This is a genomic window from Streptomyces sp. NPDC002835 (genome assembly GCF_053591995.1).
The window spans coordinates 339,721-356,586 of record NZ_JBSFUW010000001.1 but is presented as its reverse complement, the minus strand read 5'-3'; the positions used below and the strand labels follow the sequence as shown (position 1 = coordinate 356,586).

14 protein-coding genes and 1 pseudogene are annotated in these 16,866 nt (G+C 70.8%); 9 read left to right on the top strand and 6 right to left on the bottom strand.

Annotated features, from left to right (window positions below; genetic code table 11):
- Positions 1-33 precede the first annotated feature (33 nt).
- Positions 34-1,107, bottom strand: a complete 1,074-nt coding sequence (locus ACWD01_RS01580; RefSeq protein ID WP_451156921.1) for a LacI family DNA-binding transcriptional regulator — start codon at positions 1,105-1,107, stop codon at positions 34-36.
- A gap of 139 nt (positions 1,108-1,246) precedes the next feature.
- Between ACWD01_RS01580 and ACWD01_RS01575 the strand changes: the two genes are divergently transcribed.
- The 8 genes from ACWD01_RS01575 (at position 1,247) to ACWD01_RS01540 (ending at position 10,528) form a co-directional block, all read left to right on the top strand.
- Positions 1,247-2,398 carry a Gfo/Idh/MocA family protein gene (locus tag ACWD01_RS01575; protein WP_451156919.1) on the top strand — a complete coding sequence of 384 codons (1,152 nt, stop codon included), beginning with the start codon at positions 1,247-1,249 and terminating at the stop codon, positions 2,396-2,398.
- Positions 2,395-3,549 carry a dihydrodipicolinate synthase family protein gene (locus ACWD01_RS01570; protein ID WP_451156917.1) on the top strand — a complete coding sequence of 385 codons (1,155 nt, stop codon included), beginning with the start codon at positions 2,395-2,397 and terminating at the stop codon, positions 3,547-3,549. The genes ACWD01_RS01575 and ACWD01_RS01570 overlap by 4 nt, the downstream gene beginning before the upstream one ends.
- Positions 3,550-3,581: 32 nt before the next feature.
- Positions 3,582-4,379: a sugar phosphate isomerase/epimerase family protein gene (locus ACWD01_RS01565; protein ID WP_451157357.1), complete on the top strand. Its 798-nt coding sequence runs from the start codon at positions 3,582-3,584 to the stop codon at positions 4,377-4,379.
- Between the two features lie 113 nt (positions 4,380-4,492).
- Positions 4,493-5,137 (top strand): hypothetical protein, encoded by a 645-nt coding sequence (locus ACWD01_RS01560; RefSeq protein WP_451156915.1) that lies wholly within the window; start codon positions 4,493-4,495, stop codon positions 5,135-5,137.
- A 111-nt stretch (positions 5,138-5,248) separates the two neighbouring features.
- On the top strand, positions 5,249-5,779 hold the full coding sequence (locus ACWD01_RS01555) for a SigE family RNA polymerase sigma factor (protein WP_451156913.1): 531 nt from the start codon (positions 5,249-5,251) through the stop codon (positions 5,777-5,779).
- A complete protein-coding gene (locus ACWD01_RS01550) occupies positions 5,776-6,477 on the top strand; it encodes a hypothetical protein (RefSeq protein ID WP_451156911.1) in 702 nt (233 codons plus the stop codon). Before ACWD01_RS01555 ends, ACWD01_RS01550 begins: the two co-directional genes overlap by 4 nt.
- Positions 6,478-6,775: 298 nt before the next feature.
- A complete protein-coding gene (gene recD2 / locus ACWD01_RS01545; protein ID WP_451156909.1) occupies positions 6,776-8,992 on the top strand; it encodes an SF1B family DNA helicase RecD2 in 2,217 nt (738 codons plus the stop codon).
- Positions 8,993-9,238: 246 nt separating this feature from the next.
- A complete protein-coding gene (locus ACWD01_RS01540; protein ID WP_451156907.1) occupies positions 9,239-10,528 on the top strand; it encodes a citrate synthase in 1,290 nt (429 codons plus the stop codon).
- Between the two features lie 418 nt (positions 10,529-10,946).
- On the opposite strand, the pseudogene ACWD01_RS01535 reads toward ACWD01_RS01540, so the two are convergent.
- The 3 genes and pseudogenes from ACWD01_RS01535 to ACWD01_RS01525 all read right to left on the bottom strand — a co-directional run.
- A pseudogene (locus tag ACWD01_RS01535) lies at positions 10,947-11,457 on the bottom strand (HAD-IC family P-type ATPase); the annotation flags it as partial.
- Between the two features lie 117 nt (positions 11,458-11,574).
- Positions 11,575-11,895 carry a heavy-metal-associated domain-containing protein gene (locus ACWD01_RS01530; protein WP_451157355.1) on the bottom strand — a complete coding sequence of 107 codons (321 nt, stop codon included), beginning with the start codon at positions 11,893-11,895 and terminating at the stop codon, positions 11,575-11,577.
- Between the two features lie 118 nt (positions 11,896-12,013).
- Positions 12,014-12,745 carry a TetR/AcrR family transcriptional regulator gene (locus ACWD01_RS01525; protein ID WP_451156906.1) on the bottom strand — a complete coding sequence of 244 codons (732 nt, stop codon included), beginning with the start codon at positions 12,743-12,745 and terminating at the stop codon, positions 12,014-12,016.
- Positions 12,746-12,908: 163 nt separating this feature from the next.
- On the opposite strand from ACWD01_RS01525, the gene ACWD01_RS01520 reads away from it, so the two are divergent.
- Entirely contained in the window at positions 12,909-15,419 is a 2,511-nt protein-coding gene (locus tag ACWD01_RS01520; RefSeq protein WP_451156904.1) for an MMPL family transporter, read from the top strand.
- A 121-nt stretch (positions 15,420-15,540) separates the two neighbouring features.
- On the opposite strand, the gene ACWD01_RS01515 is transcribed toward ACWD01_RS01520, so the two are convergent.
- The gene (locus tag ACWD01_RS01515; protein WP_451156902.1) at positions 15,541-15,738 is read right to left on the bottom strand and encodes a helix-turn-helix transcriptional regulator; all 198 of its coding nucleotides are present in this window, start codon (positions 15,736-15,738) and stop codon (positions 15,541-15,543) included.
- A 211-nt stretch (positions 15,739-15,949) separates the two neighbouring features.
- A complete protein-coding gene (locus ACWD01_RS01510) occupies positions 15,950-16,861 on the bottom strand; it encodes a sugar phosphate isomerase/epimerase family protein (RefSeq protein WP_451156900.1) in 912 nt (303 codons plus the stop codon).
- Between the last annotated feature and the right edge of the window lie 5 nt (positions 16,862-16,866).

Sequence of the window (16,866 nt, the reverse complement as noted above, 5' to 3'; positions counted from 1 at the left end):
CGCGTCACCTTCCGCGCGCCGCGCCGCGCCCCGTCACCGCTCGCGCGGTGCCGCCGTCGAGTCGCGGGCCATCAGTTCCGCGGCGATCGTGGCGATTCCTCCCGGCGGAGGCGTCTCGTTGTCCATGGCCAGGCGCCCGGCCCGCGCGCCCGCCTCGAAGAGCGGGAGGCGGACCGTCGTGAGCGACGGGACCGCGTCCGCGGAGAAGGGGAGGTCGTCGAAGCCGGCGACGGAGATGTCCTGGGGTATCCGCAGTCCCTGGTCGCGCAGCGCGGCACACGCGCCCAGCGCGACGGTGTCGTTCGCGGCGACGATCGCCGTCAGACCGGGGTCCCTGCGCAGCAGTTCGAGGGTGGCGTCGTAGCCGGACCGGCGGTCGTACGGCCCGTGCACGGTGAGCCGTTCCTGCTCGGCGGCGTCCCCGCCGAGCCCGGCCGCCGCCATCGCGGCCCGGTGGCCCTCCAGCCGGTGGCGGGTCGTGGTGCGTTCCGCGGGGCCGGCGACGTAACCGATGCGCCGGTGGCCGAGCGAGATCAGATGCTCGGTGAGCCGCCGTCCGCCGCCCCGGTTGTCGAAGGCGAGCGAGGCGACGACCGCGTCGCTGCCGGGCAGCGGCGGGCGGCCGCACAGCACGATGCGCGTCCCCGCGTCGGCGAGTCTGCCGAGTTTCACGGTCATGGCTTCGAGGTGGCCGGGGTCCTCCAGCGCGCCGCCGGTGAGGATGACGGCCGCGGCCCGCTGCCGCTGGAGCAGGGTGAGATAGGTGAGTTCACGCTCGGGTGAACCGCCCGTGTTGCAGACGACGGCGAGCTTCTCGCCGCCTCCGCGGCCCGTGCCCTCCTGTCCGCCGATCTCGGTCTGCGCCGCGCCGGCCATGATTCCGAAGAAGGGGTCGGCGATGTCGTTGACGAGGATGCCGACGAGGTCGGACGTCGCGGCGGCGAGCGAGCTCGCCGGGCCGTTGAGGACGTAGTCGAGATCGTCCACCGCGCGCAGCACCCGTTCACGCGTGGACGCGGCGACCGGGTAGTTGCCGTTCAGCACGCGCGAGACGGTCGCCGGGGACACCCGGGCGCGGGCCGCCACATCCGCCAGGGTGACTGTCATCGCTTTCCTCCGCAGGAGATGGGGCGACCCCCTTGTCCGGGCCGCTGTCGGCAGGCTAGCTTCATTTCGCGTAGAAAGCGCTTGCTACGCTCATATCGAGGGAACTCGGGAGAACCGAGATGAAAGATGGAGGCACTTCGTGACACGCAGGACAGTGCGGATCGCCATGAACGGCGTCACCGGTCGGATGGGCTACCGCCAGCACCTGGTGCGCTCCGTACTCGCGATCCGTGAACAGGGCGGTCTCGACCTCGGCGGCGGCGAAGTGCTCTGGCCGGAGCCGGTGCTCGTCGGACGGCGCGAGCACGCACTGCGCGAGATCGCCGAGCGGCACGGACTGACGGAGGTCTCCACCGACCTCGACGCCGTCCTCGCCGACGAGAGCATCGACATCTACTTCGACGCGCAGGTCACCTCGGCCCGCGTCGAGGCGCTGAAGAAGGCCATCGCGGCCGGAAAGCACATCTACACCGAGAAGCCGACCGCCACCGACCTCGCCGGCGCGCTCGAACTGGCCCGCCTCGCCCGGAGCGGGGGCATCAAGCACGGCGTCGTCCAGGACAAGATCTTTCTGCCCGGCCTGCTGAAGCTGAAGCGCCTCATCGACGGCGGCTTCTTCGGGGAGATCCTTTCCGTGCGCGGCGAGTTCGGCTACTGGGTCTTCGAGGGCGACTGGCAGGAGGCCCAGCGGCCGAGCTGGAACTACCGCGCGGAGGAAGGCGGCGGCATCACCGTCGACATGTTCCCGCACTGGGAGTACGTGCTGCACGAGCTGTTCGGCCGTGTCACCTCTGTCAACGCGCACATCGCCACGCACGTTCCCCAGCGCTGGAACGAGCAGGGCAAGCCGTACGCGGCGACCGCGGACGACGCCGCGTACGGCATCTTCCAGCTGGAGAGCGGCGCCGTCGCCCAGATCAACTCCTCCTGGACGGTACGGGTCAACCGCGACGAGCTCGTGGAGTTCCAGGTCGACGGCACGCACGGCTCGGCCGTCGCCGGGCTGCGCAACTGCCGTGTCCAGCACCGCTCCGCCACCCCGAAGCCGGTGTGGAACCCGGACCTGCCCGTGACCGAGTCCTTCCGCGACCAGTGGCAGGAGATCCCGGACAACGCCGAGTTCCACAACGGTTTTAAGGCCCAGTGGGAACTGTTCCTGCGCCACGTCGCCACCGACGAGCCGTACCACTGGGACCTGCTGGCGGGCGCGCGCGGCGTACAGCTCGCCGAGCTCGGCCTGCGCAGCTCCACCGAGGGGCGGCGCCTCGACGTACCGGAGCTGACGCTGTGACGATCGGACTGCCGCGCGCCGACGGGTCCTTGTTCTCGTACGAGCCGCGCACCGAGCCCCTGTGCCTCACCGCGGGTGCCCAGCTCACCTCCCGTACGGTCTTCTCCGCCGCCCATGTGGTGGCCGACCCGTACGCCGACACCAGCCCCGACTCGCCCGCCGCCGTCGACTGGGACGCCACACTCGCGTTCCGCCGCCACCTTTGGTCGCACGGACTCGGCGTGGCCGAGGCCATGGACACGGCGCAGCGCGGCATGGGGCTGGACTGGGCGGGCGCGGCCGAGCTGATCCGTCGCTCGGCGGCGGAGGCGAAGGCCGTCGGCGGTGCCATCGCCTGCGGCGTGGGCACCGACCAGCTCACCGGGCCGGCCTCGCTCGACGCGGTGCGTGACGCCTACGAGCAGCAGCTCGCCCTGGTCGAGTCCACCGGCGCGCAGGCGATCCTGATGGCCTCCCGTGCGCTCGCCGCTGCGGCGGCCTCGGCGGACGACTACCTCGCCGTGTACGGGCATCTGCTGCGGCAGGCGGCCGAGCCGGTGGTCCTGCACTGGCTGGGCCCGATGTTCGACCCGGCGCTGGAGGGCTACTGGGGCTCGTCCGACCTGGACACGGCCACGGAGACCTTCTTGGAGGTCATCGCGGCACACCCGGACAAGGTCGACGGCATCAAGGTCTCCCTGCTGGACGCGCGACGGGAGGTGGAGCTGCGCCGCCGCCTGCCGCAGGGCGTGCGCTGCTACACGGGCGACGACTTCAACTACCCGGAGCTGATCGCGGGCGACGAACGCGGCTTCAGCCACGCCCTGCTGGGTATCTTCGACCCGCTGGGCCCGCTGGCGGCGGAGGCCGTACGCGTCCTGGACACGGGCGACACGGCAGGCTTCCGCAAGCTCCTCGACCCGACCGTCGAACTGTCCCGCCACCTGTTCCAGGCGCCGACCCGGTACTACAAGACGGGCGTGGTGTTCCTCGCCTGGCTGGCGGGCCACCAGTCCCACTTCACGATGGTCGGCGGCCTCCAGTCGGCACGCTCGCTGCCCCACCTGGCCCGGGCGTACGAACTGGCCGACGGCCTCGGCCTGTTCCCGGACCCGGCGCTCGCCGAGGCGCGCATGAAGTCCCTGCTCGACGTGTACGGAGTCCCCCGGTGAGCCCTGACCTGAGCCGCTTCAGCATCAACCAGATGACGGTCAAGCAGCTGTCCCTGCCCGAGCTGACCGAGGCATGCGTCCGGCTCGGCGTCCCGGCCGTGGGCCTGTGGCGCGAACCGGTCGCCGCGTACGGGCTGGACGCCACGGCCAAGCTCGTACGGGACGCCGGCCTGACCGTCACGTCCCTGTGCCGGGGCGGCTTCCTCACCGCGCAGGACGCCGCCGACCGGGCCCGCGCCCTGGACGACAACCGGGCCGCGATCGACGAGGCGGCGACCCTGGGCACGGACACGCTCGTCATGGTCTCGGGCGGCCTCCCGCCGGGCAGCCGCGACCTGGTCGCGGCCCGCGAACGCATCGCGGACGCCCTCGCCTCGCTCGCCCCCTACGCGGCCGAACGCGGGGTTCGTCTCGCCATCGAGCCCCTGCACCCGATGTTCGCCTCCGACCGCTGCGTCGTCTCCACCCTCGACCAGGCCCTCGACCTGGCGGAACGCTTCCCGGCCGACCAAGTGGGCGTGGTCGTGGACACCTACCACATCTGGTGGGACGACCGGGCCCCGGCGGCCGTCGCCCGCGCGGGAGCCGCGGGCCGTATCCACTCCTTCCAACTGGCGGACTGGACCACCCCCCTGCCCGCCGGCGTCCTCAACGGCCGCGGCCAGCTCGGCGACGGCGCGATCGACATGCGCGAGTGGCGGGAGCGGGTACAGGCGACGGGCTGGACGGGGCTCATCGAGGTGGAGCTGTTCAACGACGGGCTGTGGGCGCGGGAGGGGGTGGGGGTGCTGGAGGAGACGGCGGAGCGGTTCGTGTCGGAGGTGTTCTGAGCACCGGCCGCCGCCGCTTCGGGATCCGGAAGGAAATTCTCCGCCGCTGACATAGATACGCGGGCCGCCCGTCGTCTGAGACGTGAAGGCAAGACCCGATCAGCGGAGGACACATGAAGACCAAGAGGCTCGTCATGGCAGGGGTCATGGCGATGGCTCTCGCGGGTGGCGCCGGCACGGCGCTCGCCCTCGGCGGCCCGGCCCAGCCGGCGGAGGCTGCGGCCGAGGCCGCCGAGGCCGCGACCGGCAGCGCCACTACCGGGTCGGAGGCGGACACCGATGCCGCACCGGCCGACGCCGCGAAAGCGCCCGGACCGCGCGTCGTGCAGCCGTACGAACCCGTGGAGATAGGCCAGGGCGCCAGGATGGGGCTGCTGCCGCAGGGCAGGCAGAACTATGTGGTGGCCCGGGGGGACGACGCTTTCGCGGAGTCGGTCGCACAGTCCAAGAAGTACGTGGGGGACAGCATCCGCCCCAACAGCCTCAGCGGCGGGCTGCACACCGACGGTGACGACGCCCTGTTCACCGGCGCGTTCAGTACCGACACGGTGCCGGCACGCATCACCGTCCGCGTCGACGCCGGTCCGGAGCAGGACGCCGGCGTGCTCATGCTGCCGGGCGAGCCCGGCTGGGGCACGTACTACCTCGACGCCGCCGGGGCCGGAGCCCCGAAGGAGAGCACCGAGGTCACCGCGTACGGCGCCGACGGCGCGGTGCTCGCGACGCTGTCGTTCAAGCCCTTCCCCGCCGGCCGCTGACAGACGACACAGCCGCCCGGGTGCGGTCATGTCACGCTGTCGTGCCGGCGACGAGGGAGCGGTACGACAGCGTGGCGTGGGCCTGACGGGACGGCGAATCCGAGGACTCGATTGAAGAGCAGCACGGAGGCGGAGTTCCGGGCGTTTGTGGTCAGCCGCTGGCCGCGGATGCTGCGGACCGCCCATCTCCTGACCGGACATCACCACGACGCGGAGGACCTGGTGCAGGCCGCCCTCGCCAAGGCGTATGTGAAGTGGGAGCGCGTCCAGGACGCCGACGATCCCGACTCCTATGTATGGCGCATCATGATCAATGCCAATGTGGACCGGTTGCGGCGGCTGCGGCTGCGCGAGTGGCTGACCACCCGCTTCCCGGAGTCGCCGGGGCCGGACCGCGCCGACACCGTCGCCGAACGCAGCGCCGACCGCAGTGCCGTTCTCGCCGCGCTCGCCCGACTGCCCGCGAAACAGCGCGCGGTGGTCGTGCTCCGCTATCTGGAGGACCGCAGCGAGAGCGAGGTGGCACGGCTGCTGGGAACGGGCGTGGGTACGGTACGCAGCCATACGGCGCGGGCGCTGAAGAAGTTGCGGGCGCAGCCGGGGCTGGTACCGGTCAGTGCGATGGGGGAGCGGCGGCCGTGAACGACGACGACATGCGACTTCGGGACGCGCTGCGCCGCGAGGCGGACACGGTGCCGCACGGTTCGCCGCCGGTCGAGGACGTGGTGCGCCGGGGGCGTACGGCGCGCCGCAGGCGCACGGCCGCGCTGGCCGGGACGGCCACGGCGGTGGCCGCGCTGCTGACCCTGGGCACCCTTGGCGACCGGTCTCCGGCCCAGGACACGGCGCCCCCGGCCACGGCGGCCCCCACGACGCCACCGGAGCCCACCCCGCCGCCGGAGGTTCGCACGGTGCGGCCGTACGAACCGGTGCCGCTCGGGGACGGGTACAGCATGGCGCTGCTGCCGGAGGGCAGGCAGAACTACGTCCTGGAGACGGGCGATCTCCGCGATGCCGTGGAGGACAACAGGCAGTACGCGGGCGACAGCATCCGGCCGAACAGCGTCAGTTCGGGACTGAGCAGCGGAGACGGACGCCCCCTCTTTTGGGGCGCCTTTCGTACGGACACGGTCCCCGCCAGGGTCGAAGTCCGCCTCGACTCGGGCGAGCGGCTCCCGACCGCCGCCCTTCGTCTGCCGGGCGACGTGGACTGGGGGACGTACTACGCCTTCGGCGACGCGGACCATGAGCGCGGGGGCTGGACGGTGACGGCGTACGCGGGCGACGGCTCCGTGCTGGTGGGACAGCACTTCGAGGGAATGGAGGGCTTCGGGCGGTGACGCCGGCGCCGCGGGGACACCCGATCCGCCGGCGGGACACCGGATGTTCGACCGGTGGCCAGAAGTGTGCGGGAAACATGGCGAAAACTACTCCCCGCGATCGTGCAACCATATTTGCGTGACCGCTGTCGTATGTGTCGTCGGGTTCACGGGGGGAGCCATCCGGGGGGAGGGCACCGAACCTGACGGTGGGGGAGCGCGAGGGGCCCGGTCGTCGACCGGGCCCCCTTGGCGCTTGCCGGGGCCGGGTTTTCCACAGGCCCGCCGCGGTGTCGGACCGTGGCGATAACGTCGGGTCATGTCCAATCCGCCCGTCTTCCAACCAGCCGTGCTCGAGGGCGTCCTCGAGCGGATCACGTATGCCAACGAGGACAACGGCTATACGGTCGCGCGTGTCGACACCGGGCGCGGCGGTGACCTTCTCACCGTCGTCGGCTCGCTGCTCGGCGCGCAGGTCGGCGAGTCGCTGCGGATGGAGGGCCGTTGGGGCTCTCATCCGCAGTACGGCAAGCAGTTCACCGTGGAGAACTACACGACGGTCCTGCCGGCCACCGTCCAGGGCATACGGCGGTATCTGGGCTCCGGGCTGATCAAGGGCATCGGGCCGAAGATCGCCGAGCGGATCGTCGACCACTTCGGCACCGGCACGCTCGACGTCATCGAGCAGGAGCCGAAGCGGCTCATCGAGGTGCCCGGGCTGGGCCCGAAGCGGAGCAGGATGATCGGTGCGGCGTGGGAGGAGCAGAAGGCCATCAAGGAGGTCATGGTCTTCCTCCAGGGCGTGGGCGTGTCGACGTCCATCGCGGTGCGGATCTACAAGAAGTACGAGGACGCCTCGATCTCCGTCGTGAAGAACCAGCCGTACCGCCTGGCGGCCGACGTGTGGGGCATCGGCTTCCTGACCGCCGACCGGATCGCCCAGGCGGTCGGCATACCCCACGACAGCCCGGAGCGCGTCAAGGCCGGGCTCCAGTACGCCCTGTCCCAGTCCACCGACCAGGGGCACTGCTTCCTGCCCGAGGAGCAGCTGATCTCGGACGCCGTGAAGCTGCTCGCGGTCGACACGGGCCTGGTCATCGAATGCCTCGCCGAGCTCGCGGCCGACGACGAGGGCGTCGTACGGGAGCGGGTGCCCGGGCCAGAGGGCGGCGAGCCGGTGACGGCCGTGTATCTGGTCCCCTTCCACCGTGCGGAGCTGTCCCTCGCCGGGCAGGTGCGGCGGCTGCTGACGGCGGAGGGCGACCGCATGGCCGCCTTCCAGGACGTGGCGTGGGACAAGGCGCTGGCCTGGCTCGCGGAGCGTACGGGGGCCGAGCTCGCGCCCGAGCAGCAGGCGGCGGTGCGGCTGGCGCTCACCAGCAAGGTTGCCGTCCTGACCGGCGGACCCGGCTGCGGCAAGTCGTTCACCGTCCGCTCCGTCGTGGAGCTGGCGCGGGCGAAGAAGGCCAAGGTGGTGCTCGCCGCTCCCACCGGGCGCGCCGCGAAGCGTCTCGCCGAGCTGACCGGGGCGGAGGCGTCGACCGTGCACCGGCTGCTGGAGCTGAAGCCCGGCGGCGACGCGGCGTACGACAGGGACCGGCCGCTCGACGCCGACCTGGTCGTCGTCGACGAGGCCTCGATGCTGGACCTGCTGCTGGCGAACAAGCTGGTGAAGGCCGTGGCGCCGGGCGCGCACCTGCTGATGGTGGGAGACGTCGACCAGCTGCCGAGCGTCGGCGCCGGTGAGGTGCTGCGCGACCTGCTCGCCGACGGCGGTCCCGTACCGAATGTGCGTCTCACGCGGATCTTCCGGCAGGCCCAGCAGTCCGGCGTCGTCACCAACGCCCACCGGATCAACTCCGGGCTGCAGCCCGTCACCACGGGGCTCGAGGACTTCTTCCTCTTCGTGGAGGAGGAGACCGAGGACGCGGGCCGGCTGACGGTCGATGTGGCGGCGCGCCGTATCCCCGCGAAGTTCGGTCTCGATCCGCGCCGCGACGTGCAGGTGCTGGCGCCCATGCACCGCGGCCCGGCCGGCGCCGGGACGCTCAACGGGCTGCTTCAGCAGGCGATCACGCCGGCCCGGCCCGAGCTCCCGGAGAAGCGGTTCGGCGGCCGGGTCTTCCGCGTCGGCGACAAGGTCACCCAGATCCGCAACAACTACGACAAGGGACTCAACGGCGTCTTCAACGGCACGGTGGGCGTCGTCACCTCGCTGAACACGGACGACCAGCGGCTCACCGTCCTGACCGACGAGGACGAGGAGATCGCCTACGACTTCGACGAGTTGGACGAGCTGGCACACGCGTACGCGGTGACGATCCACCGCTCGCAGGGCAGCGAATATCCGGCGGTGGTGATCCCTGTCACTACCGGAGCCTGGATGATGCTTCAGCGGAATCTGCTCTACACGGCGGTCACCCGGGCCAAGCGGCTCGTGGTCCTCGTCGGGTCCCGCAAGGCGATAGGCCAGGCGGTCCGGACCGTTTCCGCAGGCAGACGGTGCACCGCCCTCGCGCACCGGCTCGCCGGCTGACCGCCGCCGGCCCGTGCCGCCAGCCGACGCGACGATTGGGGCACCCTCGGGGGTGGGAAACACCACCTCGACCCCCCCCGGCTTCCGGAACCGGGGCGAACGGGGCAAGATGAGCAGGTTGGCGGCACTGAGTGCCGCCGATAGGCCCAATGGTCGACCCCGAGTGCACTCTCCTGAGCCAAATGGGGGATGGTAGAGACAGTCAGGGCACCTCGAAGAAGAGGCACTACGTCGGTGAGGGATGACGTGAGCGACAACTCTGTAGTACTGCGGTACGCGGACGGTGAATACACCTACCCGGTGGTCGATAGCACCGTCGGCGACAAGGGCTTCGACATCGGGAAGCTCCGAGCCCAGACCGGTCTGGTCACCCTGGACAGCGGATACGGCAACACCGCCGCCTATAAATCCGCCATCACCTACCTCGACGGCGAGCAGGGCATTCTCCGCTACCGCGGGTACCCGATCGAGCAGCTTGCCGAGCGCTCCACCTTCCTCGAGGTTGCGTCGCTGCTGATCAACGGTGAGCTGCCGACCGTCGACGAGCTGGCGTCGTTCAAGGGTGAGATCACGCAGCACACGCTGCTGCACGAGGACGTCAAGCGCTTCTTCCAGGGATTCCCGCGCGACGCCCACCCGATGGCCATGCTGTCCTCCGTGGTCAGCGCGCTGTCGACGTTCTACCAGGACAGCCACAACCCGTTCGACGAGAAGCAGCGCCATCTGTCGACGATCCGGCTGCTCGCCAAGCTGCCGACGATCGCGGCGTACGCCTACAAGAAGTCGATCGGCCACCCCTTCGTCTACCCGCGCAACGACCTCGGGTACGTCGAGAACTTCCTGCGCATGACCTTCTCGGTCCCGGCGCAGGAGTACGAGCTCGACCCGGTCGTGGTCTCCGCGCTCGACAAGCTGCTGATCCTGCACGCGGACCACGAGCAGAACTGCTCCACGTCCACCGTGCGCCTGGTCGGCTCCTCGCAGGCGAACATGTTCGCCTCGATCTCCGCCGGCATCAGCGCCCTGTGGGGCCCGCTGCACGGTGGCGCCAACCAGTCGGTGCTGGAGATGCTCGAGGGCATCCAGGCCAACGGCGGCGATGTCGACTCCTTCATCCGCAAGGTGAAGAACAAGGAGGACGGCGTCCGGCTGATGGGCTTCGGCCACCGGGTCTACAAGAGCTTCGACCCGCGCGCGAAGATCATCAAGGCGGCGGCGCACGATGTCCTCTCGGCCCTCGGCAAGTCCGACGAGCTGCTCGACATCGCGCTGAAGCTCGAGGAGCACGCGCTCTCCGACGACTACTTCGTCTCGCGCAACCTCTACCCGAACGTGGACTTCTACACGGGTCTGATCTACCGCGCCATGGGCTTCCCGACCGAGATGTTCACCGTGCTGTTCGCGCTCGGCCGGCTGCCCGGCTGGATCGCCCAGTGGCACGAGATGATCAAGGAGCCCGGCTCCCGCATCGGCCGCCCGCGCCAGATCTACACCGGCGAGGTCCTGCGCGACTTCCTTCCGGTGGAGGCCCGCTGAGCCGCGCACCGTCCGGGCCGGGCCGCTGAGGCTCGGCCCGCCTGTTCTTCCCGGGCCACTCCGGCCCCGGAACACAGAGCAGTGGAAAGCGCCCCGCTGCCGATCCCCCCACGGGTCGGCGGGCGGGGCGCTTCCCATTTCCCCGACAGCGGATTCCCCCCACGGGATCCGGCCGGGCGTCTGTGGACCGCGGAAACCTCACCGCGGTATGCCGGGGTACGTACGGGAGGGCCGCTCAAAGCTCCCCAGTGCACGTGCCCCGGCCAACGCTTGCCTGGGACGTCCCCCAAGACATCCCATGAACGTCCCCCAAGACGTTCTCGGCATCGCCCATTCAGACTCGCGGCGAGCCTGAATGGTTACCCCCAAATATCTGTGATCTAGGTCTCGTTGTGAAGGTCTTGTGACCTGTTTGTAGTCACGAGGAGGAGCGGGGGCGCATGCTGTTGGGCACCGCAAATGCGGAGGAAAGGGCCATGGTAAAACCCGCGATCATGGGGTTGAGCAGGCCCGATGTCGTCCGCGGCGGTGTGGTGACGTTCCAGCCAAAGGCCCAGTAAAGATTGCCTTTGATCGTGGCCGGAGTCCGCCTTGCGATGGATCGCGACGGCTGTGACGTGCAGATCACCCCGTACGAGCGTGAGGTCTCCGCCTCGATCGCCACATCGGTATCGGTGCCCATCCCCGGCCCCGGATCGGCGGTCGCCGGTGCGGCGGCGTCGTTGATCCCGTCGCCGGCCATCGCGCCGGTGCGGCCCTCGGTCCGTAGCCGTTCGACGACCTCGGCCGTCTGCTCGGGCATGACCCGCGCGCACACCTCCTCCGCACCGGCCTCGGCGGCGACCGCTTCAGCCACGGCCCTGGTGTCGCTCGTCAGCAGCGCCGCGGGTGCGCCCGAGTGCCCGGGGCTCCCGTACGGCCTCGGGAGCCCGCCATCGGTGGCCGGACCTGATTGCAGCCGGGCCGGGCCGCACCCCGCCAGTTTCCTTACGGTCGGGGTGCGGCCCGGCCCGCGCTGGGTCCGGGCGTCCGTTCCCGGGTGCCGCTCAGGCCTTGTCCGCGAGCTCGTAGCCGGCCTCGTCGACGGCCGCGCGTACCGCGTCCTCGTCCAGTGGCGCGTCGGAGACCACGGTCACCTCGCCGGTGGCGGCGACGGCGGTCACGGAGGTGACGCCGGCGATCTCGGAGATCTCGCTGGTGACGGCCCCCTCGCAGTGGCCGCAGGTCATGCCGGTGACCTGGTAGACGGTGGTCACGCCGTCCTGCGGGGCGGCGGCGCTGTCGTGGCAGGAGCCGGTGGGCGAGCAGCAGGAACCGGCCGCCTTGGTGTCCTCGATCTCGATGGCGGTGTTCGTCTCCGCGGTCATGGCGTTCTCCTCTTCGAGGGGTTCGACGCGTACGTGGGTGACGCGTACGCGGGTCCGGGCACGGTGCGCCAGGGGGCTGCGGGCGACCGCATCCTCCTGCCGTGCGCCCACTATACCCCTAGGGGGTATGGATCGGAGTGTCCGCCCCGTCGATGAGGGGGTGCAGATAGCGGAACATGATCGTCTTCAGCTCCTGGGTGTACGCCACGCGCTCCGCCCCCTCGTGGGCGAGGATCAGGTCGAGTCCGGCCTTGAAGACGGCGAAGGTCATGGTCGACACCCGGTGGACCTCCTCGGCGGGGGTGCCCGGGAGGTATCCCGCGAGGATCTCCTCGATCCTTTCGAGCAGGCCCGCGTGGACGGTGTCGAACTCCTGGGTGATGCGCCCGGGGATGTCGGGGCCGTGCATCAGTACGGCGAAGGCCGGATTCTCCTCGTTGAAGGTGATCAGTGGATCGAGTACGGCTTCGAGGAGCTGCTCCAGCGGGAGGTCCAGGTCCGCCGCGACGAGGGCCGCGCCGTGGGAGTCGCGCCACTGGTGGAGGAGGCGGTCGCCCAGCTCGATCGCGATGGCCTCCTTGTTGGGGAAGAACTGGTAGAGCGTGCCGGGGGACACGCCGGCCTCGCGGGCGATCGCGTTGGTGCTGGCGGCGGTGTAGCCGGTGGTGCAGAAGACGCTGGCCGCGGCGTCGAGCAGCTGGGCGATGCGCCGCTCGCCGCGGGCCTGGCGGCGGCGCGGCCGGGCGTTCTGCGACTCGCCCTCCAATGACTCGCTCCCAGGTGTGTTGGCGGGCTCCGGCGACTCGCCTCCCGGTGTGTTCGCGGGCTCCGGCTTGATCTGCTCCGGCACGTGTTGTCCCCAGCTTCCTGACACGGTTGACAAACGCGAGCGCTCACTCGCATTCTTGGTTAATGCGAGTAATGACTCGTGTTTGCCAGTCTATGGCAATGGTCGACCCATGCTGCCTGCCGGGAAGCCTGCGCACGGGTCACGGTGAAGGGGACACCGCACCATGTCCGAAGTCAACAGCCCACCCCGCCCTGCGGGGGCCTCCCGCGACGGCGGTCCGACGGGCGCAGGAAGCCCGTCCGACCCGGGCGTTTCGTCCGGCGCGGATGGTTCGTCCGGCACCGGTGGTCCCGCCCGCGGCGGCACGGGGCGCCGGGGCGGGGACGGGTCTGACGGCGCGGCGAGCGTCGGGGGATGGACCCGTTTCGTCACCGCGCGGCCGCGCCTCGCCCTGCTGGCCGCCCTGGTCCTGACCGCCCTGGCCGTCTTCGCCGGCGGCGGCGTCGCCGACCGTATGGGCAGTGGCGGCTGGGAGGACCCCGCCGCCGAGTCGACGTATGCGAAGGAGGCCGTGGAGCGGGCGTTCCCCGCCTCGCAGCCGAATCTGCTGCTGCTCGTCGACGCCGGCGAGGCCGGCGTCGACGACCCGGCGGTCGGCGCGGAGGCCGCCCGCCTCGCGCAGCGGCTCGCCGCGGAGGACGGCATCACGGGAGTCGGCTCGTACTGGCAGAGCAAGGCGCCCGCCCTGCGCGCGGAGGACGGGACGCAGGCGCTGATCGCGGCCCGGATCGAGGGCGACGAGAAGACCGCGGCCGAGGTGCTGGACCGGATCGCGCCCTCCTACCGGGGCGGGCACGGCCCGGTGGAGGTCTCCATCGGAGGCCCGGTCGCCGTGCAGCACGAGATGACGACGATCATTCAGGAAGACCTGCTCCGCGCCGAGATGATCGCCCTGCCCGTGACGCTGGTGCTGCTGGTGATGGTGTTCGGCAGCGCGGTGGCGGCGCTCCTGCCGCTCGGCGTCGGCATCGTCGCCATCCTGGGGACCAACGCGGTGCTGCGCGGCATCACGGAATTCGCCGACGTCTCGGTCTTCGCCCAGAACCTCACCACCGCGCTCGGCCTCGGACTCGCCATCGACTACGCGCTGTTCATCGTCCGCCGCTTCCGGGAGGAACTGGCAGGCGGCGCGCAGGTGCGCAAGGCGGTGGGCGCGACGCTGCGCACCGCGGGACGCACCGTCCTCTTCTCGGCCCTGACCGTGGCCGTGTCACTGGCCGCGATGCTCGTCTTCCCGCAGTACTTCCTCCGTTCCTTCGCGTACGCGGGGATCGCGGTCGTGCTGCTCGCCGCCGCTGCCGCGCTCATCCTGCTGCCCGCCGCGCTGATGATCCTCGGCCACCGGGTCAACTCCCTGGACCTGCGGCGCCTCTTCCGACGGGGTCTGCTCCGACGGGACCGCGGCGCCGTCGGCACCGCGCCCGCAGTCCGGGACGCGGCCGCGGCGGAGGGCGCCGGCTGGGGGCGGTTCGCCGGGCTGGTGATGCGCCGGGCCCCGCTCTTCGCCTTCGCCACCGTCGCCGGCCTGGTGCTGCTCGGACTGCCCTTCCTGGGTGTGAAGTTCGGTACGCCCGACGACCGTCAGCTGCCGTCGACCGCCGAGTCCCACGTCGTCCAGCAGCAGATACGGGACGGCTTCCCGGGCAGCCCCACCGGCGGCCTGGAGGTGTTCACCGAGCCGGCCGCAGGCGCGGCGTCCGGGCCGACGCCCGACCAGTACGGGCAGTACCGCGACCGGATCGCCGCCCTCCCGGACGTCCTGAGGGTCGACGGCCCCGTCACCGCGGGCAGCTCGGCGTACTTCACGGTGCTGCCGGAAGGGGAGGCGGTGGGGGAGCGGGCGCAGCGGCTGGTCCATGAACTGCGCGACGTCCCAGCCCCGTTCGAGACGTCGGTGACGGGCAGGGCGGCGGTCCTGGAGGACTCCAAGGCCGCCATAGCCGACCGGCTGCCACTCGCGCTGGGAATCATCGCCGTGGCGACCCTGCTGCTGGTCTTCCTGCTGACCGGGAGCGTGCTCATCCCCGTCCAGGCCGTCGTGCTCAACGCCCTGAGTCTCACCGCGATGTTCGGGGCGGTCGTCTGGATCTTCCAGGACGGCAACCTGTCCGGGCTGCTCTCCTTCACCTCCACGGGAGACATCGAGACGACCCTGCCGGTGCTGATGTTCTGCATCGCCTTCGGGCTCTCCATGGACTACGGGGTGTTCCTGCTGTCCCGGATCAAGGAGGAGCACGACCGCACCGGTGACCACGAGCACTCCGTACGGTTCGGGCTCCAGCGCACCGGTGGACTGATCACCGCCGCGGCCGTGATCCTCGCGGTCGTGATGGTCGCCATAGGCACGTCCCGGGTGACCAACACCAAGATGCTCGGCCTCGGGATCGCGCTCGCCGTCCTGATGGACGCCATGGTGGTGCGCAGCCTGCTGGTCCCCTCGGTGATGAAACTGACCGGTGCCGCGACCTGGTGGGCGCCGCGGCCGCTGCGCCGCTTCCATGAGCGGTTCGGCCTGAGCGAGGGCGAGATATCCCCGCCGCCCAAGGGTGGGGAGGGCGAGACGACGGCCGACGCAACATCGGCGGACGCCGCTTCGGACGCCGCTTCGGACGCCGCTTCGGACGCCGCCTCGGACGGCGCGGGGCTCGGGCGGGGCCAATCGGGGCGGAGTTGACCGGGACGGGGCCGAGCGGGACGGGGTCAAGGTCTGACGGGACGGTGGCCCCGCGACGTGAGGCGGCGGCCCCGGCACCGTCCTCCGGTGCGGGGCCGCCGCGCTCACGGCACGCTGTGCCTCACTCTCTACGGCCTCTGTTCCCGGGCCGGTTGGCCACCCAGCGGCGGATCGTCTCCGCGTACCAGTACGGCTTGCCGGACTCCACATGGTCCGGGGACGGCAACAGGCCGTGCTTGCGGTACGAGCGGACGGTGTCCGGCTGCACCTTGATGTGCGCGGCGATGTCCTTGTAGGACCAGAGCCTTCTGTCCGTCATGTGTGGCACCTCCCTGCGCGCGCAGCAGAGGCGGTCGGTATGCCGTCGGGGGAGCTGCCGCGCGGACACTGGCGATCACTGAGCGTTTGCCCGTTGAACGACACGGAGCGGCTGGAGGAGGACGCCTGTTGAGGGCCTGTGACGAAAGACCCGAGTAATGGAGACAAGTGTGATGTGCGGGTGACAACAGTGACAGACGTGATGCAGTGCGTCAGACGCCGCAGGAGCGAAGAAAACCGCGCGTGCGTTCGGCGATAGGAAGGGGTTTGTCCGGCGGACACGGATACATGTCCTGCTCGACGATGGCGAAGAGGTCGACGCCGAGCGACTGGGCCGCGGTCAGTACGGGTTCGAGCGCGGGCACCCCGGCCGGCGGCTCGCACATCACGCCCTGGCCCACCGCGGGCCCGAAGGGCACCTCGTCGGCCACGACCCGGGCGAGGATCTCAGGATCGACCTGCTTGAGATGGAGGTAGCCGAGTCGTTCCCCGTAGGTCTCGATGAGCTTGACGCTGTCACCGCCGCAGTAGGCGTAGTGCCCGGTGTCCAGGCAGAGCGAGACGCGGTCGGGGTCGGTGGCGTCGAGGAAGCGGGTGACGTTCTCCTCGGTGTCGATATGGGTGTCGGCATGCGGATGGACGACGATCTCCAGGCCGTAGCGCTCGCGCACCTCGTGACCGAGCCGTTCCGTCTGCTCCGTCAGATGGCGCCACTGCTCCGGGGCGAGGGTGCGGTCCTCGAGCACTTGGCCCGTCTTGTCGTCGCGCCAGAAGGAGGGGATCACGACCAGGTGGGACGCGCCCATCGCCTGGGTCAGTGCCGCGATGTCGGAGACATGCGCCCAGGTCTCTTCCCACACCGCCGGACCGTGGTGCAGGCCGGTGAAGACGGTCCCGGCCGAGACCTTGAGGCCGCGCCGCGCGGTCTCCTCCGTCAGGCGGGCGGGGTCGGTCGGCAGGTAGCCGTACGGGCCGAGCTCGATCCACTCGTAGCCGGCGTGGGCGACCTCGTCGAGGAAGCGCTGCCAGGGAACCTGGCGGGGATCGTCGGGGAACCACACCCCCCAGGAGTCGGGGGCCGAGCCGACCCGGATGCGGTTCAGGGCGGGGACGGATGAGGTCATGCCGG